This window comes from Delftia sp. PX-1 (assembly GCF_055797465.1).
The window spans coordinates 2,032,159-2,052,966 of the sequence record NZ_CP184763.1 but is presented as its reverse complement, the minus strand read 5'-3'; the positions used below and the strand labels follow the sequence as shown (position 1 = coordinate 2,052,966).

The following is a 20,808-nucleotide window of genomic DNA, read 5'->3' as shown; positions in this document are numbered from 1 at the left end:
AAGACATTTGTCAACGACGGGCGTCAGTGCAGGCTGTCAGGGCTATTGCTTTGTGCAAAAATAAAAGCACTGAATAGATACTTTATTGCCTTCATGCCCTCCAACTCCACCGCGTCGGCCCCTCAACAAGGCCGGGACAAGCTGCACCTGCAGCTGGCGCGGCTGTTCCGCAGCAAGGTGTCCACGGGCGCCTGGCCCGTAGGCAGCGCCATTCCCACGGTGCAGGAGCTGCAGGCGCTGCATGGCGTGTCGCGCACCACGGTGCGCATGGCGCTGGGCGCCCTGGTGGCAGAGGGCCTGCTGCTCACGCGCAAGCGCGGCGGCACGCGGGTGATTGCGGCGCCCTACAAGCCGCCGTCCTTTCTGCTGCCCACCAGCTGGAAGGAGCTGGTGGCCTTTGGCGCCCACATCGGCCAGATCACCCTGCACACCGGGCGCGACTGCCTGCCGCCGATTCCCGAAGGCTTCCCCGACGTGGGCCGCATGGCCCCCGCCTACGTGCACCTGCTGCGCGTGTACGACCATGACGCGGCGCGGTTTTGCCTGTCGCAGCTGTACCTGGAGCAGCAACTGTTCCCCGAGATCGAGGCCCAGCTGCAGCGCAGCTCCCTGGCCGTGGCCCTGAGCAGCGACCCCTCGCGCATTGCCGTGGCGCGCCAGCACCTGAGCGTGGCGCCGGCCGACGAACTGGCCGCCGAGCACCTGGGCGTGGCCCTGGGCACGCCGCTGATGCAGGCGCTGCGCTGGGCATGCAACGCCGATGGGCTGCTGATCTACTGGGCGCGGGTCCGCTTTCTCAGCGAGTACGTGCATATGGAAATGGATCTTCTGAAATGAACCCCACCCCCTCCGCCCCGGCCAGCCGCCCGCATGCGGGCCGCGTGGCCTGGATCACCGGCTCGACCAGCGGCATCGGCCTGGCCGTGGCGCGCCATCTGGCCAGCGAGGGCGCGGCCATCGCGCTGCATGGCCAGGCCGCCGCTTCTGCCGAGACCGATGCGCTGGTGCGCGAAATCGCCCAAACGCATGGCGTGCCGGTGCGCCACTACGGGCTGGACCTGCGCGACGGCAGCGCCATCGCCCCGCTGGCGCAGCGCATTGCGGCCGAGATGGGCGCCATCGACATCCTGGTCAACAACGCAGGCATGCAGCATGTGAGCCCGCTGCTCGAATTCCCGGCCGGCAAGTGGGACGAGCTGCTGGCCGTCAACCTGTCGGCGCCCTTCCACGCCATCCAGGCCTGCGCGCCGCAGATGCTGGAGCGCGGCTGGGGCCGCATCATCAATATCGCCTCGGTCAGCGGGCTGGTGGGCGTGGCGCGCAAGCCGGCCTATGTGGCCAGCAAGCACGGGCTGATCGGCCTGACCAAGTCGGTGGCGCTGGAGTTCGCCACCACGCCCGTGACCTGCAACGCCATCTGCCCGGGCTGGGTGCTGACGCCGCTGGTGCAACGGCAGATCGATGCGCTGGCCGCGCGCGAGGGGCTGGATGCCGACGCGGCGGCCCGCCAGCTGCTGGGCGCCAAGCAGCCCTCCCAGGCCTTCGTGACCGTGGAGCAGGTGGCGGCGCTGGCCGGTTTCCTGGCCAGCGAGCAGGCCGCCCAGGTGCGCGGCGCACACTGGAACATGGACGGCGGCTTTGCCGCCGCCTGACCCCGCCACGCCTCGCCCTGCCCCGCCAAACCCCTTTTCATACCAACGACAGACAAACCCAACCAGGAGAGACAGATGTCCTTGAACGAAACCCATGACGCAGGCCTGCGCAGCTGGGTGGCCTCGGCCAACACCGGCGCCAGCGACTTCCCCATCCAGAACCTGCCCTACGCGGTGTTCCGCCGCGCAGGCAGCCAGGAGGCCTGGCGCGGCGGCGTGGCCATCGGCGACCAGGTGCTGGACCTGGCGCGCGCAAGCGCCCTCAAGGCGCTGGGCGATGCCGTGCAGCCGCAGCTGGAGGCCGCTTCGCAGCAGCGCCTGAACGGCTTCATGGCCATGGGGCCGGCCGCCTGGTCGGCCCTGCGCCTGGCGCTGTCGCGCGCGCTGCGCGAAGGCGCTGCCGCGCAGGACGCCCTCAAGGATTGCCTGGTACCCCAGGCCGAGGTGGAGTACGCCGTGCCGGCCCAGGTCGGCGACTACACGGACTTCTATACCTCGGTGCACCACGCCACCAACGTCGGCAAGCTGTTCCGCCCGGACAACCCGCTGATGGAGAACTACAAGTGGGTGCCGATTGGCTACCACGGCCGCGCCTCCAGCCTGCGCGTGTCGGGCGTGGACTTCCGCCGCCCCATGGGCCAGCTGAAGGCGCCCGACGCCGCCGCGCCCGCACTCAAGCCCTGCGCACGCCTGGACTACGAGCTGGAGATGGGCATCTACACCGGCGCCGGCAACGCCTGGGGCGAGGCGATTCCCATGGACGAGGCAGAGAACCACATCTTCGGCCTGTGCCTGCTCAACGACTGGTCGGCGCGCGACATCCAGGCCTGGGAATACCAGCCGCTGGGCCCCTTCCTGTCGAAGAACTTCGCCACCACGGTCTCGCCCTGGATCGTGACGCTGGAGGCGCTGGAGCCCTACCGCACGGCCTTTACGCGGCCCGCCGCAGATCCCCAGCCCCTGCCCTACCTGAGCTCGGCCGCCAACTCCGAGCGCGGCGCGTTCGACGTGCAGTTGAGCGTGGCGCTGGAGACCGGCCGCATGCGCGCCGAAGGCCAGGCCGCCCAGCAGATCACCCACACCAGCTACCGCCACGCCTACTGGACCATGGCCCAGCTGGTGGCCCACCACAGCGTCAACGGCTGCGACCTGCAGCCCGGTGACCTGCTGGGCACGGGCACGCTGTCCGGCCCCACCTCCAGCGAGGCCGGCGCTCTGCTGGAGCTGACCGAAGGCGGCAAGAAGCCCGTGGCGCTGGCCAATGGCGAGAGCCGCACCTTCCTGCAGGATGGCGATGCCGTGATCCTGCGCGGCTGGTGCGAGAAGCCGGGCGCCGCGCGCATCGGCTTCGGCGAGTGCCGCGCCACGGTGCTGCCCGCGCGCCAGGGCTGACAGCAGCCTCCAATCGATCGGGCGCGATGGATTCGCCCGATCGATAGCCACGAATGTCGTGATTCCGACAGCCACGAGTGCATGACACAATTGCTGACATGCCCGCCCCATCGGAAGACGCCATCTCAGCACCTCCCGCCACCATCGACTTCGGAAGGCAGGCGGCCCCTGCACGGCAGGAGCCCGCCTTTGCCGAGCCCGGCACCGCCAAGAGCCCCAGCAAGCTGCCGCCCTCGATCGCCAGCGCCTTCGCCGCCGCAGCCTATGCGCTGCAGCACGGCGATGATGGCCCGGCCGCCGACGAACGGGCGGCCCCCGGCGCAAGTTCCGGCACGAATTCCGGCACGACCAGCTTCACCGGTGGCCAGGGCGCAGGCCTGATGCCCGGCCTGTACGCCAGCCTGATTGGCGAGCCCTCGCGCGACTACTACCTGCGGCTGTTCGAGCGCTTCGATGCGCTGGGCAAGCCCCTGCCCACCTGGAACCTGGCCGCAGGCCTGTTCACCCTGCCCTGGTGCGGGCTGCGCGGGCTGTGGCAAGAGGGCGGCCTCTACGCGCTGGCCGCCGGCGGCACGGGCCTGGTCTGGGGCCTGCTGCTGCGCCCTGCGCTGGGCCTGCCCCCGGCGATTGCCCACGGCATCGATGCCACGCTGGTGCTGATGGCGATTGCCATTCCCGGCCTGGGCGCCAATGCCCTGTACTGGCACCATGTGCGCCGCCACACGCTGCAAGCCATTGGCGAGGCTCCCAACATGGCCGCAGCGCACGAACGCCTGGCCCGCCGCGCGGCCACGCCCTTGCGCAAGCGGCTGGCCGTGGCGGCCGGTGCGGTGCTTGCCGCCGCTGCGGGTGCCGGCATCTGGGCGCTGTCGGGCACGCCACATTTCATGGCGGCACAGACGGAGGTGATTCCATCCGAAGCCGTACCGGCCGCTGCACCAGTTTCGCCAGCTGCACCAGCCGTGGCGCCAACGCCCGCCGCAGCCGTAGCTGCCGTTGAAACGCCAAGGACGGAACCGGCGCCCACACCCGCCCCCACTCCCGCACCCACGCCCCGGCCGCAAGAGCCAGTCGCCCAGGCCGAGGCGCGCCCTGATCCGCAAGCGCCCTTGCCCGCTGCCGGCAGCACCGTCTCCGGCACGGTCGAACCCATGCCCGTAGTAGCAGCGGCCGGCGCGGCGGGTGCCGTCGCGGCCACTGCAGCGGCAGCCATTCCCGTCAAGGCCGCGTTGGTGCCAGCCAAAGCGCCTGCACCTGCCCCTGCACCAGCGTCCGTACACACAGCCACTCCAGCGCCCGCCAAGCCCTCCAAGGTGGCGGCTGAAACCAAACCAGCCAAGCCTGCCAAGCCTGCCGAACCCGTCGCAAAGGCCCCTGCACCTGCCAAGCCTGCCTCGGCGGCTCTGGAGCCGGGCAACTACTACATCAACATCGGCGTGTTCTCTGAAGCCGCCAATGCCGGGCGCGTGGTGGAGCGGCTGGAGAAAGCCAAGCTGCCCACGCTCAGCCAGACCCTGCACAGCAACAAGGGCGAGATCGTGCGCGTGCGCTCGGGCCCCTTTGCCAAGCAGCGCAGCGCCGATCAGGCGGCGGCCAGGATACGCGCCATGGGCCTGGAGGCCACGGTCTTCCACCACGCCCCCGCGGAAGGCCGCAGCGCGCGGCGGTGATGCCCTGGCAGCACCTTGGCAATGCCTTCGTGATGCCTTTGCTGCCGCCTGTTACTTCCGCATGCCAATGGCACCGCCCGAGCCCGGCTAAGGTATGCGGCGTTGTCCGAGGCGATGCGCCAGCGCCCGCCCTGATACTGCGCAGCACACACCCCCTGAATTGAGGAGACAGACCATGCCGACGATCACCACCCCAGCCCTGCACCGCCGCCTTGCCGCCCTGGCCCTGCTGGGCGCCACCACCCTGGTTGCGGGTTGCGCCGGCATGGGCAATCCTTTTGGCGGCAGCAGCGGCGGCGCGGCGCAACCGGCCCCGCGCCCCGTGCAGGTCTGCAATGCGGCATCGGCCCAGTCCTTCGTGGGCAAGAGCAATACCTCGGCCACGCTGGAGGCCGCACGCAAGCAGTCGGGCGCCTACATGGCCCGCGTGCTGCGCGAAGGCCAGCCAACGACGATGGAGTTCAACCAGGAACGCCTGAACCTGGTGGTCGACGGCACAGGCCGCATCGTGGCCGTGCGCTGCGGCTGATCGCCGACCGATTGCGCTGTGGCGCTGGATGAAGAAAGGACGCCGAGGCGTCCTTTTTCAATCGTCGTCGGCCCGATCACTCGGCCAGGAACAGCTCCTGCAGGTCGCTGAGGAAGTCAAAGCCCCGCTCCGTGGGCACCACCCGGCCCAGTTCGCGCGTGATCAGGCCCTTGGCCTGTGCTGCATCCAGCCCCTTGGCGATGGACGACAGCGGCAGGCCCGTGCGCTCCATGAAGTCCTGCAGCGCAAAGCCTTCGCGCAGTCGCAGCGCGTTGAGCATGTATTCGAAGGGCAGGTCGGCGCGGCGCACCTCGCCGTCCTGCGCCAGTGGCGCGCCGGCCAGGGCCTGGTCCATGTAGCGCGCGGGATCGCGAAAGCGCACCTGGCGCACGATGCGGTGGGCAAAGCTGAGCTTGCTGTGCGCGCCCGCGCCAATGCCCAGGTAGTCGCCGAACTGCCAGTAGTTGCGGTTGTGCCAGCACTGGTGGCCCTCACGCGCATAGGCCGATATCTCGTAGCGCTGCATGCCTGCGGCGGCGGTGCGCGCGGTGATGCGGTCCAGCATGTCGTAGGCCAGGTCGTCCTCGGGAATGGCCGGCGGGAACTTGGCGAAATACGTATTGGGTTCGATGGTCAGGTGATAGACCGACAGGTGCGGCGGCGCGAAGGACATGGCCACGTCCAGGTCCCGCGCCAGGTCCAGTTCGGTCTGGCCAGGCAGCGCGTACATCAGGTCGATGTTGAAGGTCTCGAAGCTGTCGGCCGCCTCGCGCACGGCCGCACGCGCCTGGGCGCCATCGTGCACGCGGCCCACGGCCTGCAGGAAGCGGTCGTCGAAGCTCTGCACGCCAATGGACAGCCGCGTGACACCGGCCGCGCGGAAGGCGCGGAAGCGGTCGGTCTCGAAGGTGCCGGGGTTGGCCTCCATGGTGATCTCGCAGTCGGCCTCCATGCGCAGGCGCGCGCGGATGGCAGCCAGCAGCCGGTCGATGGCCTCGGGCGAGAACAGGCTGGGCGTGCCGCCGCCGATGAAGATGCTGTGCACGGTGCGGCCCCAGATCAGCGGCAGCGCGCTTTCGAGGTCGGCAACCAGGGCGTCGATGTAGCGGTCTTCGGGCAGCTCGGGGCCGTCGCGGCCGTGCTCGTGCGAGTTGAAGTCGCAGTACGGGCACTTGCGAATGCACCAGGGCAGGTGCACATACAGCGACAGCGGCGGCAGGCTGCCCAGCTGCAGCGTGCCGGGGCGCATGTAGTGCTGGATGTCGCGCTGCACGGCGGCCTGGGCGCCGGAGACCGAATCCTGGGGCTGGATGGGAATCATCGCACCCAGCGCTCGCGCACGAGTTCGATCATCTGCAGCGTGGCGCGGCCGCGGTGGCTGTGCGCGTGCTTCACGGCCGGGTCCATCTCGGCGAAGGTCTGGCCCAGCTCGGGGATGTACATCACGGGGTCGAATCCGAAGCCCTGCGTGCCACGGCGCTCGGTGGTGATCTCGCCGAGCACGCGGCCCATGGCGATCAGCGGTTCGGGATCCTTTGCGCTGCGAACGCCCACCAGGGTGCTGACCATGGCGGCGCGGCGGTCGGCCACGCCCTGCATCTGCTCCAGCAGCGCGCGCACGTTGTTGTCGTCGCTTTTCTCGTAGCCGAACTGCGTGCAGTAATAGGCCGTATCCACGCCCGGCAGCCCGCCGAAGTGCGAGACGCACATGCCGGCGTCGTCGGCAATGGCGGGCAGGCCCGTGCGCTCGGCCGCGAAACGGGCCTTGGCCAGCGCGTTCTCCACAAAGGTGCAATGCGGCTCGGGCGCCTCGCCCTCGAACAGGTCGCCCTGGCGGATCAGCTCCACCCCCAGCGGGGCGAACATGGCTTGCAGCTCGGCGAGCTTGCCGCGGTTGTTGGAGGCCAACACAATCTTCATCGTAGAAATCCAGTCGGGCGCCCGTGCGCCCTTTGTCGTCAATAGGTTCGGTAGTCCATGCGCGCCAACGGCACCGCTGCCGCGGGCCGGCAGCGGCGTTCAGCGCTTGAACTGGCGCTCGGCCGAGCGGCGTATCGCTTCGTTGATCTCGGCGATGGAGCGCTCGATGGCCGCGTCGTCGAGCTCATCTTCCAGGTCTTCGATTGCCCCGCCCTGGATCGTGGATTCAAACGCGTCGTTCTCGATGTCCTGGGTGGAGATGCCCATGGTGGACTCGAAGGCGTCTGGCGTCTCCCACTCCATGGCAATGGCCGTGACGTTGTCGCTGGCATCGCCCGCATTGCGCAGCGCCGTATCGACCAGCTGGGGAATGGCCTGGGACACGGTGCGGCCGTGCAGGGTGCGCAGCAGGTGCCCTTCGTCCACGCTGCCCCACAGGCCGTCGGAGCACAGCAGCAGCTTGTCGCCCTGCTCCAGCCGGCGCGGCTCGGTCACGTCGTAGATAGGCTTGGACGGAGAGCCCAGGCAGGTGAACAGCACGTTGCGGCTCGATGTCTTGAGCTGGGCCGCGATCTCGCCCATCTCCAGATAGGAGTGATCGCGCGTGCGCACCAGCAGCTCGCCGCCGCGCACCAGGTACAGGCGCGAGTCGCCGCAATGGATCCAGGTGATCTTGCCCTTCTGGATGACGGCGGCGACCAGCGTGGTGCGCGGCGTGTCGATCATTCCCTTGGCGCTGGCATAGCGCAGGATCTGCCGGTGCGCGTGCAGCAGCGCATCGACCAGAAAGCCCTGCGGATCTTCGAGCAGCGGCTTGGCCTGGCGCTGGAAATGCACGGACATCACCTGCAGCGCCAGCTGCGCGGCGACCTCGCCTTCGGGATGGCCGCCCATGCCGTCGGCCAGCACGAAGAGCACGGCTTCCCGCGTGTAGCAGTAACCCATGCGGTCTTCATTGAGCGCACGGCCGCCGCGGCGGCTCAGCTGGAATACCGAAAACCTCATGGCTTGCGCTCCTGGCCCACGGCTGGCAGGCCCGCTGCGCCGCTGATCTTTTGCATGTTCTTCTTGGCGTCGGTCACCAGCGTGTCCAGCTGCAGGCGCATGCGCTCGGAGACGCTGAGCTTGGTGTAGCGGCGCTCGCCTTCGCGGCTCAATTCCTTTTGCAGCGCAAACACCGACTGCGGACGCGATCCCGGGTCCACGGCCATGCACCACTCGACCACCTCGATGAGGTTGTCCGAATACACGCCGCGCAGCTTGGTCAGCGCCAGCGTGAGCCGGTCCTTGTCCTGACGCTGCGGCGCCTCGTTGGGCGGAAACCCCTGCATGCAGGCATAGATGCAGGCGCCGATGGCGTAGATGTCGGTCCAGGGCCCCAGCGATGCGTCGCGGCGGTACATCTCGGGCGCGGCAAAGCCCGGCGTGTACATGGGGCGGATGAAGTTGCCTTCCTTGGACAGCACCTCGCGCGCCGCACCGAAGTCGATCATCACGGCACGGTCGTCATTGGTGATGAAGATGTTGGCCGGCTTGATGTCCAGGTGCAGCATCTTGTGCTGGTGCACGATGCGCAGGCCGCGCAGCACCTCGTCGAACAGCGAGCGAATGGTCGATTCGCGGAACACCTTCTCGGCCTTGAGCTCGCGCGCGGTGACGACGAAGTCCTGCAGGGTGGCACCCTCCAGGTAGTTCATCACCATGTAGACGGTTTCGTTCTCGCGAAAGAAGTTGAGCACGCTGACCACGGAAGCGTGCGAGATCTGTGCAAGGGAACGCCCTTCCTCGAAGAAGCTCTTGAGGCCCAGGCGGTACAGCGAAAGTTTTTCGGGCGCCACGGCGGGCTGCAGCTCTCCGGGGGCACGGGTGGCCAGCGAGGCGGGCAGGTATTCCTTGATCGCCACCTGCTTGCCCTCTGCATCCAAGGCCAGGTAAACGACGCCGAAACCGCCGGAAGCAAGCCTGCGCACCACCCGATAGCCGCCGATCGTGCTGCCTGGCGGCAATGGCGCCGGCTTGATCTTGGAAGACATTTTTCTCCGGTGAGTCTCAGGGATGGGGCGAAACCCGGATAATCGGGCAATTGCAAGCATCCATCAAAAGTCCAATGCCAGTTTACAGCATGACCGGATACGCCAGTGCCCAGCACGGCGCGTCCGAAGAAGATGGTGGAGCGTCGGGCCGCAACAGCCGGCTCGGTCTGGAGATCCGCTCGGTCAACAGCCGCTTCCTGGATCTTTCGTTCCGCCTGCCCGACGAACTGCGCGCGCATGAGCCAGCCTTGCGGGCCCTTTTGACCGCCCGCCTCAAGCGCGGCAAGGTCGAGGTGCGCGCCGCCATCGACAACGACGACGGCAACTCCCTGCCCGACCCCTCCACCGCCATGCTGCAGCGCCTGGCCATGCTCCAGGACACTGTCCAGTCCTGGCTGCCCGACGCCCGCAGCCTGTCCGTCTCCGACGCCCTGCGCCTGGCCAGCGGCAGCGGCAACTCGGCCGTTGACTGGAGCAGCGTGCTGCCCACGCTGGCAGAGCAGGCCCTGACCGAACTGCTGGAGGCCCGCGCCCGCGAAGGCAAGCGCCTGGCCACCATGCTGCTGGACCGCATCGCGCAGCTGCGCAAGCTCGCGGCAGATGCCACGCCCCTGGTGCCCCAGCTCGTGGAGCAGCAGCGCCTGCGCTTCATGGAGCGCTGGAAGGAAGCGATGGCCCTGGCCGAAGGCGCCGTGGCGCCCGAAGCCGCCCAGGACCGCGCCCTGACCGAGGCCACCGCCTTTGCCATCCGCATCGACGTGGCCGAGGAAGTCACCCGCCTGGACTCGCACCTGGACGAGATCCAGAGCCTGCTCAAGAAGGGCGGCGAGATCGGCAAGCGCCTGGACTTCCTGATCCAGGAACTGCACCGCGAAGCCAATACGCTGGGCTCCAAGTCCGCCACGCTGGAGCTGACCCGCATCAGCGTGGACATGAAGGTGCTGATCGAGCAGATGCGCGAGCAGGTGCAGAACATCGAATAAGCCCAACACAGATGCCCATGCGTGAACACACTGCGCAAAATTCCATGGATTACCCCGGAAACCTCTTTGTCGTCTCGGCCCCCAGCGGGGCCGGCAAGTCCAGCCTGGTGCGCGCGCTGCGCGAGTTCGATGCGCGCGTCTCCCCTTCCGTCTCCCACACCACGCGCGCGCCGCGTGGCCAGGAAAAGCACGGCCGCGAGTACTACTTCGTCTCCGACCAGGAGTTCGACGCCATGGTGTCGAACAACGCCTTCGTCGAATGGGCGAACGTGCACAGCCGCCGCTACGGCACGGCCAAGAAGGCGCTGGAAGAGCGCATCCAGGTCGGCACCGACGTGCTGCTGGAGATCGACTACCAGGGCGCACTGCAGGTCAAGCAAGCGTTTCCGAACGCCGTGCTGATCTTCATCCTGCCGCCCAGCTGGGACGAGCTGCGTGCCCGCCTGGAAAACCGGGGCGAGGACGCGCCCGAGGTGATCGAGTTGCGCCTGAAGAACGCGGCCGAGGAGATGGCCCAGGTGGCGAAATTCGACTTCGTTATAATCAACGAATTGTTCGAGAGCGCACTGTTTGATCTCAAGACGATCATCCACGCCCAGCGCCTCAAGTATGCGGCTCAGCGCAGCCGCCGCGCAGAGACCTTCGAGTCTCTCAATATTTCTGAACCCAACTGACGTTTCCCGGAGATCCTGATGGCACGCATCACTGTTGAAGACTGCCTGGAGCAGATCCCTAACCGCTTCCAGCTCGTGTTGGCCGCCACTTACCGCGCACGCATGCTGAGCCAGGGTCACACGCCCAAGATCGAAACCAAGAACAAGCCCGGCGTCACCGCGCTGCGCGAGATCGCCGAAGGCAAGGTCGGCATCGAGATGCTGAAGAAGGTTCCGGGCTGATTTGCTGCAAAGCAACACAATGGCCCCACAAAGAGCACCGCACAGCGGTGCTTTTTTTACATGAAGCCTGCACAAACCAGCATGCACGCTACATTTAAGTCATGAAAGCGGCCTTGACTTCGTTCACAGCCCCCTCTGATCCCGTACCGCCACCCCGGCCCGAGCGCATGTCTGCAGAGCAGGCAACCGCCGTGTCGGCCAATGCCTTTGCCGGACTGATGGAGCACCTGGGATACCTGGATGCCACCAGCATCGAGCAGGTGCGCGAAGCCTATGCCTTCGCCGACCAGGCCCACAGCGACCAGTGGCGCAGCAGCGGCGAACCCTATATCACCCATCCCATCGCGGTCACGGCGCTGTGCGCGAGCTGGAAGCTCGACGCCCCGGCCCTGATGGCCGCGCTGCTGCACGATGCGATGGAAGACTGCGGCGTCACCAAGGCCGATCTCGCCCAGCGCTTCGGCCAGGACGTGGCCGAGCTGGTCGACGGCCTCACGAAGCTGGACAAGCTGCAGTTCAACACGCGCGAAGAGAACCAGGCGGAATCCTTCCGCAAGATGCTGCTGGCCATGGCGCGCGATGTGCGCGTGATCCTGATCAAGCTGGCCGACCGCACCCACAACATGCGCACCATGGGCGACATGCCGCGCAGCAAGTGGGGCCGCATCTCGTCGGAAACGCTGGAGATCTACGCACCCATCGCCCACCGCCTGGGGCTGAACCAGACCTACCGCGAGCTGCAGGACCTGGCCTTCCGCCACCTGCATCCCTGGCGCTACGCCACACTGGAAAAAGCCATCGCCCGCTCGCGCAAGCGACGCCGCGACCTGGTTCAGCGCGTGCAGGACGAGGTCAATGCCGAGTTCGCCGGCGCGGGGCTGCAGGCCCGCCTTGCCGGCCGTGAAAGCACGCTGTATTCGCTCTATCTGCGCATGGAGAAGAACCAGCTGAGCTTTGCCAAGGTGACGGACATCTACGGCTTTCGCATCATCTTGCCGCGCGTGATCGATTGCTACACGGCGCTGGGCGTGCTGCACCAGATGTACAAGCCCATGCCGGGCCGCTTCAAGGACTACATCGCCATTGCCAAGAACAATGGCTACCAGTCGCTGCACACCACGCTGGTGGGCCCCTCGGGCGTGAACATCGAGTTCCAGATCCGCACCGAGGAAATGCACATCGTCGCCGAGGCCGGCGTGGCCGCCCATTGGCTCTACAAGGCCCAGCCCGGCCACGATTCCGAGCAGTTGGGCACGCAGTGGCTCCAATCGCTGCTGGACATCCAGAACGAGACGCGCGATGCCGCCGAGTTCTGGGACCACGTCAAGGTGGACCTGTTCCCCGACGCCGTCTACGTGTTCACGCCCAAGAGCGAGATCATGGCCATGCCGCGCGGCGCCACCGTGGTGGACTTCGCCTATGCGATCCACAGCAAGGTCGGCAACCACATGACCGCCGCGCGCATCAACAACGAGGAAGTGCCGCTGCGCACCGAACTCAAGAGCGGCGACGTGGTGCAGATCGTCACCTCCGAAGACGCCACGCCCAACCCGGCCTGGTTGGGCTTCGTCAAGACCGGCCGCGCGCGCTCCAAGATCCGCCATTACCTGAAGTCGGCCGCGCAAAGCGAATCGGCACGCCTGGGCGAGAACCTGCTGGCCCAGGCCATGCGCGCCGAAGGCATGGACGCCGTGCCGCCGGCCGATGAAGCCAACCAGGCGCTGTGGGACGAAGTGCTGCGCATGGCAGGCAGCCGCAGCCGCGCCGACCTGATGGTGGACATCGGCATGGGCCGGCGCATTGCGTCGCTGGTGGCCTCGCGCCTGACGGCGCTGATGGCGCGCCACGGCCACCGGCCCGACGCCCTGCTGCTCACGCGCGAACGCTTCAATGCCAGCAACCGGCCCTTCCAGGGCGCCGTGCTGCTGGACGGCTCCAACCAGGGCTCCATCCACTACGCGCAGTGCTGCCGGCCCGTGCCGGGCGACGCCATCGTGGGCTATCTGGGCAGCGGCGAAGGCCTGATCGTGCACCACGCGCAATGCAAGATCGCACAGCGCCTGCAGGAAAAGGACAGCGACCGCTTCATCGTCGTGGAATGGGCAGATGACATCGATGCCGCGCGCCTTTTCGAGGCCCGCATCGTCGTCACCGTCAACAACGGCAAGGGCGTGCTCGCGCGCGTGGCAGCGGAGCTGGCCGGCGCCGAAGTGGACATCCTGCGCGTGGACATGGCCGACGAGGCCGCCATGAGCACCACGGACCTGTGCTTCGTGATCTCGGTGCACGACAACCAGCAGGTGGAGTCCGCGCTGCGCAACCTGCGCCGCGTGCACTCGGTGGTGCGCGCATCGCGCGTCATCCCCTGAACACTGCCCCGCTCCTGCGGGGCTTTTTCATTGCTCCAGGTCCTGGGCCAGCTGCTGCAGCAACGGGCCGCAGTCCTGCTCGATCTTGAGGGCCAGCAAATCCTCGGAGCGCATGCGGCCCTGGTTGATGGCGGCCACCGGCTTGCCCTGGGCCACGGCCTCATGCACGAAGCGCAGGCCTGAATACACCATCAGCGACGAGCCCACGACCAGCAGGCCCTGCGCATGCCCGAGCGCGGCCCGCACCGCCGCCACGCGCTCGCGCGGCACGCCCTCGCCGTAGAACACCACATCGGGCTTGAACACGCCGCCGCAGTGCGGGCAGGCCGGCACGTCGAAGCGGCTGAAGTCGCGCCCTTCCAGGTCGGCATCGCCATCGGGCGCGGCCTGGGCGCTCAGGCCGGCCCAGCCGGGGTTGCGCTCCAGCAGCATGGCCTGCAGCGAGGCGCGCTCCATGCCGGCGCCACAACCCATGCAGCGCACGGCGGCAATGCGGCCGTGCAGGTCGATGACACCCTCGCTGCCTGCCGCCGTATGCAGGCCATCCACGTTCTGGGTGACCAGGCCGGCCATCCATCCGCGCTGCTGCAGCAGCGCCAGCGCCTCATGGGCCGGGCCGGGCCGGGCCTGTGCCATCACGGGCCAGCCCAGCAGGCTGCGCGCCCAATAGCGCTGGCGCGTGGCATGGCTGCCCATGAAGGCCTGCAGCGTCACGGGCTGGGGCCGCTTCCACTGCCCCGCCGCATCGCGGTAGTCCGGAATGCCCGAGCCTGTGCTGCAACCTGCGCCCGTCAGCACCAGCCAGCGCTGGCCAGGGCGCAGCAGGGCACGCAGCGCCTGCGCGGCATCCTGCACAGGCGGGGACAGGGAGGGCGATGGTGCAGCAGTCATGGGAGCACAGCATAGCGATCCATGGATGGCTTGGTGCGGAAACACCGTGTTGCATTCAGCGCCAGGGCGCAGCGGAGACAATGGCTGCATGCCCCACGCACATGCCACCGCCCCCGTCCCCAGCAACGCCAACGGCCCCCACAGGCTGACCCGCGCCGGACTGGCCACCGCCCTGACTGCCGCTCTGCTGGCCGGCTGCGCCTCCCGACCTGCGCCCACGCCGGTGCCAGCGCCAGCTTCCGCTGCGGCAAACTCCACGGCTGCGGCCGCCCCTGCCGCCCCTGCCGCGGCGGCACAGGCCGGCCCGGCCGCAGCGCCTGCTGCCGAGGCAAGCGGCGCGCAAGAGGCGTCCCAGCAGGCCGAGGCCGCCAGCTTCGAGGCCTGGAAGCGGGACTTTGCGCGCAAGGCGCTGGAGGCCGGCATCTCCGCCAAGACCGTGAGCAGCGCGCTGGAGCCGGCCCGGCTGCAGCGGCGCGCGGTGCAGCTGGACCGCTCGCAGCCCGAGTTCACGCGCACGCCCTGGCAGTACCTGGACAGCGCCGTCTCGGCCCAGCGCATTGCCCAGGGCCGTGCCAAGCTGCGCGAAGCGGCTGCACCGCTGCAGGCGGCCAGCCAGCGCCATGGCGTGCCGGCCGAGGTGATCGCCGCCATCTGGGGCATGGAAAGCAATTACGGCAGCAACTTCGGCAACTTCCCCACCGTCGATGCGCTGGCCACCCTGGCCTTCGACGGCCGGCGCGCGGCCTGGGCTCAGAAGGAGTTGCTGGCCGCCCTGCGCATCATCGACAACGGCGACATCGACGCGGCCCACATGATCGGCTCCTGGGCCGGCGCCATGGGCCATACGCAGTTCCTGCCCTCGGTCTTCCTGGCCTATGCGGTGGATGCCGATGGCGATGGCCGCCGTGACATCTGGGGCAGCCTGCCCGATGTGACGGCCTCCACGGCGAACTACCTGGCCCATTCGGGCTGGAAGACGGGCGAGCCCTTGGGCGTGGAAGTGCGCCTGCCGGCAGGCTTTGACCATGCACGCGCCGAGACCAGCGTGCGCCAGGACAGCGCGCAATGGGCGGCCGAGGGCGTGCAGGCCGTGGACGGCTCCGCCCTGCCCGCCATGGCCGAAGCCAGCGTGATCGCACCGGCCGGCACGCGCGGCCCGGCCTTCATGGTGGGCGCCAACTTCCGCACCATCCTGCGCTACAACAACTCCGTGAATTACGCGCTGGGCGTGGGCCTGCTGTCGCAGCAGCTGGCCGGTGGCCCGGGCGTGCAGGCGGCCTGGCCGCGCGATCTGGCCCCGCTGTCGCGCGAGCAGTTGCGCGCCTTGCAGGCCGCGCTCAACGAACGGGGATTTTCAGCCGGCACGGCCGATGGCGTGATGGGCCCGGCCACGCGCGCGGGCCTGCGCCAGTTCCAGCAAAGCCAGGGACTGGTGGCCGACGGCTATCCCACGCTGGAGCTGCTGCAGAAACTGCAGCCCTGAACGCTCACCCGGCGGCGCTGCCCGGCTCCGGGTAGGTGACGTCCAGCACTTCCAGCGTGCGCACACCTGCAGGTGTGGGCAGGGCCACCTCGTCGCCCACACGGGCCTTGAGCAGGGCGCGCGAGACGGGTGCGATCCAGCTGACCTGCTGGCGTGCGCTGTCGGCCTCGTCGATGCCCATGATGGTGATGGTGCGCTCCTCGCCTTCGTCATCGACGTAGGTGACGGTGGCGCCGAAGTAGATCTGCTCGCTTCCGGCATGCACGGAGGGATCGACCACCTCGGCGATCTCCAGCCGCTTGGTAAGGAAGCGGATGCGCCGGTCGATCTCGCGCAGGCGCTTCTTGCCGTAGAGATAGTCGCCGTTCTCGGAGCGGTCGCCATTGCTGGCCGCCCAGTGCACGATCTCCACGATGCGCGGACGCTCGTTGTCGATCAGGTCCAGCAGCTCGCCCTTGAGCCGCGCGAAGCCCTGGGGCGTGATGTAGTTCTTGCCGCCCGGCGGCAAGGGCGGCAGGCCGACTTCATCATCGTCGTCGCCGTCGGATTCCTTGGTGAAAGCCTTGCTCATAGGGAGCCGATCTTCACACAGATCACCGCAGCAGGCGAAGACGCCGCACAAACCTCGACACCAACTGAGCACAAACGAAAAAGCCTCAGAACTTTGCAGTTCTGAGGCTTGTCGTTTTGGTGCGGCTGGCAGGAATCGAACCCACGACCCCTTGGTTCGTAGCCAAGTACTCTATCCAGCTGAGCTACAGCCGCCAAGCTTCGAATTATAGCGTGCTTTTTGAACGCCTACGGAAAACCATGAAAATATCGAAAAATAACCGTTGACCAGCGCCTGAACCATGGCCACGGCCTCCGTGCGAGGCGCCTGAAACGAAAAAGCCTCAGAACTTTGCAGTTCTGAGGCTTGTCGTTTTGGTGCGGCTGGCAGGAATCGAACCCACGACCCCTTGGTTCGTAGCCAAGTACTCTATCCAGCTGAGCTACAGCCGCCAAGACAACGATTGTATATCAATTTCCGGCCTCTCCGCAAAAATTGCAACCATCGCAAACTCCGGGCCCCGTGGCGCACCGCGCTGGCCTATATTGGCCGGTCGCGGATGCAGGCCCTGCCCTGCACCTGCGCGGGAGACAAACACAGCGAGCGGCCCGCCGCAGCGGCGGAAACGACAAGACATGACAGACAAGCGCGCGGCCACGCAGCCGCAACCGCCCGAGGGCGCCATGTGGGGGCAGCTGTTTCGCCGCAGCGCCCGCCCTGCCCTGAGCCTGCAGGGCCAGATCCGCGAGATGCTGGTCGATGCCATCCTCTCGGGCATCCTCGCACCCGGCGAATCCATTCCCTCCAGCCGCGAGCTGGCGCGCCACCTGGGCGTGGCACGCATCACCGTGGTGCTGGCCTACCAGCAGCTGGCCGAGGAAGCCTTTTTGCTGAGCCGCCAGCGCAAGGGCCACTTCATCCATCCCGATGTACTCAAGGGGCGCACGCCGGGCGGCGCTGCGGCCAGCAGCACCCCTGGCGAAGGCCGCCGCACCGACTGGTCGCGGCGCCTGTGGCTGCTGCCCAGCCAGCAGCGCAGCATCGTCAAGGAAGAGGACTGGCAGCGCTACCCCTATCCCTTCCTGTACGGCCAGTTCGACAAGGAGCTGTTTCCCACGGCCGCCTGGCGCGAATGCTGCCTCAAGGCCCTGGGCGTGCTGGACATACGCCAGTGGGCGCCCGACCAGATCGCGCGCGACGACGAGATGCTGATCCAGCAGGTGCAGACCAAGATCCTGCCGCGCCGCGGCGTCTGGGCCTCGGCCGACGAGCTGATCATTACCGTGGGTGCGCAGCACGCCCTCTACATGGTGGCCGACCTGCTGATGCGCGAGGGCACGGCCGTGGGCATCGAGGAGCCCGGCTACCCCGACGCGCGCAACATCTTCAGCAGCCGCACCTCCCAGGTCATCCCGCTGCCGGTGGACGGCCAGGGCCTGCCGGTCACGCCGCTGCTGCGCCAGCTGGACTACCTCTACGTGACGCCCAGCCACCAGTGCCCCACGGGCGTGACCATGCCGCTGGCCCGGCGCGAGGCGCTGCTGGAGATGGCCGAGGCGCACGACATCATCCTCATCGAGGACGACTACGAGAGCGAGAGCAGCTTCGACGGCCAGCCCATTCCGGCGCTCAAGAGCCTGGACCGCAGCAACCGCGTGATCTACGTGGGCAGCCTGTCCAAGAGCCTGGCGCCGGGCCTGCGCGTGGGCTACATCGTGGCGGCGCCCGAGCTGATCCGCGAGCTGCGCGCACTGCGCCGGCTCATGATCCGCCACCCCGCCACCTTCGTGCAGCGCACGCTGGCCATGTTCATCTCCCTGGGCCACTACGAGGCCCAGCAGCGGCGCCTGGCCCAGGCGCAGAAGGAGCGGCACGCAGCCCTCACGGCCGCCATGGCCGAGCATGCGCCCGGCTGCCGCATCACGCCCGTGCGCGGCGGCGGCTCGTGCTGGGTGCAACTGCCCGACCACATTCCTGTCGATGCCCTGGCGCAGCGTGCCGCCGCGCACGGCGTGCTCATCGAGCCCGGCGATGTGTTCTTCGCCCGCCCGGGCACGCCCGGCAGCTACATGCGCATGGGCTACCAATCCATACCCGCCAACGACATCGGCCAGGGCGTGAAGGCCCTGGCCGATGCGATCCGTGAGGAGCAGCCCGAGAAGTAACGCCAGGAATGGCCGGGACCGGCCCTGCCGGCCCCGTCGCCCCTGGGTCAGTACTTCTGCGGCTCGGGCCGCGCAGCCTCGGACAGCGATGTCACCACGGGCGCCACGCCGCGCTGCAGGAACTGCCGCACGGCGTAGGCCAGCAGCAAAATGCACAGGCTGGCCACGCCCAGCGCCAGCGGCGTGCGCTGCTCGGGGATGAAGGCCATGGCGATGACGATGGACAGCATGCCGAAGATGGCGAACCAGGTCAGGTACGGATAGCACCACATGCGCACCTTGAGCTGGTGGGGCGCCTCGCGCTCCAGCCGGGCGCGCAGGCGCAGCTGCGAGATGGCGATCAGGATGTAGACGAAGATCGCCACCGTGCCGTAGGAGTTGACCAGGAAGGCGAACACCTTGTCGGGCGACACATAGGACATCACCACGGCGCCGTAGCCGAACAGCGTGGCCACCAGGATGGCCCGCGTGGGCACGCCATTGCGGCTGACCTTGGCCAGCGCCTGGGGCGCGTCGCCGCGCCGCGTCAGCGCGAACAGCATGCGAGATGACGCATACAGCCCCGAGTTCAGCGCCGACAGCACGGCCGTCAGCACGATGGCATTCATGATCTGCGCGGCGGCCGGCACGCCCATGGTGTTGAGCGCGCTGACATACGGCGTGGCAATGCCGCCCGCATTCCAGGGCACCAGGCAGGCCACCAGGAAGATGGAGCCCACATAGAACACCAGCACGCGCGTGATCACCGAGTTGGTCGCCTTGGCCACGGCCTTCTGCGGCTCGGCCGTCTCGGCGGCGGCAATGGTCACGATCTCGGCGCCGAAGTAAAAGCCCGTGGCCGCCACCGCCCCGGTCAGCACGGGCACGATGCCGTTGGGCATGAAGCCGCCGTTGCCGGTGAGGTTGCCGAAGTGCATGCCCTGCGAGGCGGGCGTCAGGCCCAGCACGTAGACGCCGGCCACGAACAGGAAGACCACGATGGCCGCCACCTTGATGGAGGCGAACCAGAACTCGAACTCGCCAAAGGACTTGACCGACACCAGGTTGGTCAGCGTCAGCATCACCAGCAGCACCAGGCTGATGCTCCAGTTGGGCACATCGGGCAGCCAGTAGCGCACCAGGTCGGCTCCGGCCACGGCCTCCAGCGCCACGACGATGACCCAGAAGTACCAGTACATCCAGCCCGTCAGAAAGCCTGCCAGCCGGCCCACGCCGGGGCGGTCGCGCCAGGCCTCGCGCGCAAACTCGTAGAACGAGCCTCCCCCGGGCATGGAGCAGGCCAGCTCGCCCAGCATGCGCATGACCAGGACCACGAGCAGGCCCGTGATGAGGAAGGAAAGAATCGCGGCCGGCCCGGCCGACTTGATGACGACGCCGCTGCCCACGAACAGCCCGGCGCCGATGACGCCACCGAGGGCGATCATGGTCATGTGGCGTTCCTTGAGCCCGTGCGAAAGCCCCGGTGAAGAGGCGTGCTGATTTCCGATCATGTCTTGTCTCCTGTTTTATTCAGGCGCCACGGCTGATGCTCTGTTGTGGTGGCTGCGCAGGTGCGCGCCTTGCCGTGGCGTATCCGGTGTTCCCGGTGGCACGGGGCCGCAAGGCCCCGCGCCGTCAGGCGGCCGCCACCGGCGGGCGGTCCTTGCGGAAGGCGTTCTTCACGGCGATCTTTCCGTCCTTGAAGGTGAAGACATCCACCATGCGCGCTTCCACGCGCAGGCCGTCGGCCTTGGTGCCCTTGAAGGTGCTCTCGGACACGCCACGGTCGCCCTGCACGAAGTGGTCTCCATCGAGCCAGGCCGCATCGGGAAAGGCCTGCCAGGCCATCTGGAAGCCCTCGCGCACGGCCTGGCGGCCGATGAAGCTGCGGCCCATGAGATCGGGCCCGGCCACGGCGTGGAACTCGCATTCATCGGCCATGAAGCCCATCAGGGCCTCGATGTCGTGGCGGTTCCAGGCCTCGGCAAAGCGGGCCAGGAACTGTGCGTCGGGAGGGTTGGTGTCTGCGCTCATGCTGTCTCCTTGTCTGTGGTGGGTCCCACGGCGCCGGGCCCGGGCAGGGCCGCCGCGCCGCGTCATCGAAATGTCGATGGGCCATGGTAGGTAGCAGGCACACGGACCCGTTAGAACCAGATGCCATCAATCGTTAGGTCCAGGCGCGCGCACCGGCCGCCGCTGGCTCTATCGAAAGCTGGGCTGTGGCGCTAACTGGCTCCATGGCCTGCTGGCTATGCTGATTCCATCGTCGGTGCACCGCCTTGCAGGGCTCGCCGGC

19 protein-coding genes and 2 tRNA genes are annotated in these 20,808 nt (G+C 67.9%); 11 read left to right on the top strand and 10 right to left on the bottom strand.

Features of this window, described 5'->3' with window-relative positions; translation table 11 throughout:
• Positions 1-93: 93 nt before the first annotated feature.
• From ACN20X_RS09535 to ACN20X_RS09515, 5 genes are all read left to right on the top strand, one after another.
• Positions 94-837, top strand: coding sequence for a GntR family transcriptional regulator (locus ACN20X_RS09535; protein WP_016454727.1), 744 nt, complete (start codon positions 94-96; stop codon positions 835-837).
• The gene (locus ACN20X_RS09530) at positions 834-1,652 is read left to right on the top strand and encodes a 3-hydroxybutyrate dehydrogenase (RefSeq protein ID WP_016450320.1); all 819 of its coding nucleotides are present in this window, start codon (positions 834-836) and stop codon (positions 1,650-1,652) included. Before ACN20X_RS09535 ends, ACN20X_RS09530 begins: the two co-directional genes overlap by 4 nt.
• Before the next feature lie 75 nt (positions 1,653-1,727).
• Complete coding sequence (gene fahA / locus ACN20X_RS09525) at positions 1,728-3,044, top strand: fumarylacetoacetase (RefSeq protein WP_016454728.1); 1,317 nt, start codon at positions 1,728-1,730, stop codon at positions 3,042-3,044.
• A gap of 98 nt (positions 3,045-3,142) precedes the next feature.
• Positions 3,143-4,714 carry an SPOR domain-containing protein gene (locus ACN20X_RS09520; RefSeq protein WP_016454729.1) on the top strand — a complete coding sequence of 524 codons (1,572 nt, stop codon included), beginning with the start codon at positions 3,143-3,145 and terminating at the stop codon, positions 4,712-4,714.
• Positions 4,715-4,889: 175 nt separating this feature from the next.
• Complete coding sequence (locus ACN20X_RS09515; RefSeq protein ID WP_016454730.1) at positions 4,890-5,243, top strand: I78 family peptidase inhibitor; 354 nt, start codon at positions 4,890-4,892, stop codon at positions 5,241-5,243.
• 76 nt (positions 5,244-5,319) lie between these two features.
• On the opposite strand, the gene hemW is transcribed toward ACN20X_RS09515, so the two are convergent.
• From hemW to ACN20X_RS09495, 4 genes are all read right to left on the bottom strand, one after another.
• Positions 5,320-6,564, bottom strand: coding sequence for a radical SAM family heme chaperone HemW (gene hemW / locus ACN20X_RS09510; protein WP_016454731.1), 1,245 nt, complete (start codon positions 6,562-6,564; stop codon positions 5,320-5,322).
• Positions 6,561-7,163 carry an RdgB/HAM1 family non-canonical purine NTP pyrophosphatase gene (gene rdgB, locus ACN20X_RS09505; protein ID WP_016450315.1) on the bottom strand — a complete coding sequence of 201 codons (603 nt, stop codon included), beginning with the start codon at positions 7,161-7,163 and terminating at the stop codon, positions 6,561-6,563. The genes hemW and rdgB overlap by 4 nt, the downstream gene beginning before the upstream one ends.
• 99 nt (positions 7,164-7,262) lie before the next feature.
• Entirely contained in the window at positions 7,263-8,168 is a 906-nt protein-coding gene (locus tag ACN20X_RS09500) for a PP2C family protein-serine/threonine phosphatase (RefSeq protein ID WP_016450314.1), read from the bottom strand.
• The gene (locus ACN20X_RS09495; RefSeq protein ID WP_016450313.1) at positions 8,165-9,196 is read right to left on the bottom strand and encodes a serine/threonine protein kinase; all 1,032 of its coding nucleotides are present in this window, start codon (positions 9,194-9,196) and stop codon (positions 8,165-8,167) included. The genes ACN20X_RS09500 and ACN20X_RS09495 overlap by 4 nt, the downstream gene beginning before the upstream one ends.
• An 89-nt stretch (positions 9,197-9,285) precedes the next feature.
• On the opposite strand from ACN20X_RS09495, the gene ACN20X_RS09490 reads away from it, so the two are divergent.
• The 4 genes from ACN20X_RS09490 to ACN20X_RS09475 all read left to right on the top strand — a co-directional run bounded on the left by ACN20X_RS09490 (position 9,286) and on the right by ACN20X_RS09475 (position 13,444).
• Positions 9,286-10,179 carry a YicC/YloC family endoribonuclease gene (locus ACN20X_RS09490; protein WP_017407182.1) on the top strand — a complete coding sequence of 298 codons (894 nt, stop codon included), beginning with the start codon at positions 9,286-9,288 and terminating at the stop codon, positions 10,177-10,179.
• 44 nt (positions 10,180-10,223) lie between these two features.
• Entirely contained in the window at positions 10,224-10,853 is a 630-nt protein-coding gene (gene gmk, locus ACN20X_RS09485) for a guanylate kinase (RefSeq protein ID WP_016450311.1), read from the top strand.
• 18 nt (positions 10,854-10,871) lie between these two features.
• Positions 10,872-11,075, top strand: a complete 204-nt coding sequence (rpoZ, locus tag ACN20X_RS09480; RefSeq protein ID WP_016450310.1) for a DNA-directed RNA polymerase subunit omega — start codon at positions 10,872-10,874, stop codon at positions 11,073-11,075.
• A 101-nt stretch (positions 11,076-11,176) separates the two neighbouring features.
• The gene (locus ACN20X_RS09475) at positions 11,177-13,444 is read left to right on the top strand and encodes a RelA/SpoT family protein (protein ID WP_016450309.1); all 2,268 of its coding nucleotides are present in this window, start codon (positions 11,177-11,179) and stop codon (positions 13,442-13,444) included.
• Between the two features lie 27 nt (positions 13,445-13,471).
• On the opposite strand, the gene ACN20X_RS09470 is transcribed toward ACN20X_RS09475, so the two are convergent.
• Entirely contained in the window at positions 13,472-14,335 is an 864-nt protein-coding gene (locus ACN20X_RS09470) for an NAD-dependent protein deacetylase (protein WP_016454733.1), read from the bottom strand.
• Positions 14,336-14,423: 88 nt separating this feature from the next.
• Between ACN20X_RS09470 and ACN20X_RS09465 the strand changes: the two genes are divergently transcribed.
• On the top strand, positions 14,424-15,818 hold the full coding sequence (locus ACN20X_RS09465; protein ID WP_016454734.1) for a lytic murein transglycosylase: 1,395 nt from the start codon (positions 14,424-14,426) through the stop codon (positions 15,816-15,818).
• 4 nt (positions 15,819-15,822) lie between these two features.
• Here ACN20X_RS09465 and greB read toward each other — a convergent pair whose 3' ends face one another.
• The 3 genes from greB to ACN20X_RS09450 form a co-directional block, all read right to left on the bottom strand.
• Positions 15,823-16,389, bottom strand: coding sequence for a transcription elongation factor GreB (gene greB / locus ACN20X_RS09460; protein WP_016450306.1), 567 nt, complete (start codon positions 16,387-16,389; stop codon positions 15,823-15,825).
• A 117-nt stretch (positions 16,390-16,506) separates the two neighbouring features.
• Positions 16,507-16,583 (bottom strand) — tRNA-Arg (locus tag ACN20X_RS09455).
• A gap of 160 nt (positions 16,584-16,743) precedes the next feature.
• Positions 16,744-16,820 (bottom strand) — tRNA-Arg (locus ACN20X_RS09450).
• Between the two features lie 183 nt (positions 16,821-17,003).
• Between ACN20X_RS09450 and pdxR the strand changes: the two genes are divergently transcribed.
• Complete coding sequence (pdxR, locus tag ACN20X_RS09445) at positions 17,004-18,533, top strand: MocR-like pyridoxine biosynthesis transcription factor PdxR (protein ID WP_473210534.1); 1,530 nt, start codon at positions 17,004-17,006, stop codon at positions 18,531-18,533.
• A gap of 47 nt (positions 18,534-18,580) precedes the next feature.
• On the opposite strand, the gene ACN20X_RS09440 is transcribed toward pdxR, so the two are convergent.
• Positions 18,581-20,023: an amino acid permease gene (locus ACN20X_RS09440; protein WP_016450754.1), complete on the bottom strand. Its 1,443-nt coding sequence runs from the start codon at positions 20,021-20,023 to the stop codon at positions 18,581-18,583.
• 124 nt (positions 20,024-20,147) lie between these two features.
• The gene (locus tag ACN20X_RS09435) at positions 20,148-20,546 is read right to left on the bottom strand and encodes a nuclear transport factor 2 family protein (RefSeq protein WP_016454801.1); all 399 of its coding nucleotides are present in this window, start codon (positions 20,544-20,546) and stop codon (positions 20,148-20,150) included.
• Between the last annotated feature and the right edge of the window lie 262 nt (positions 20,547-20,808).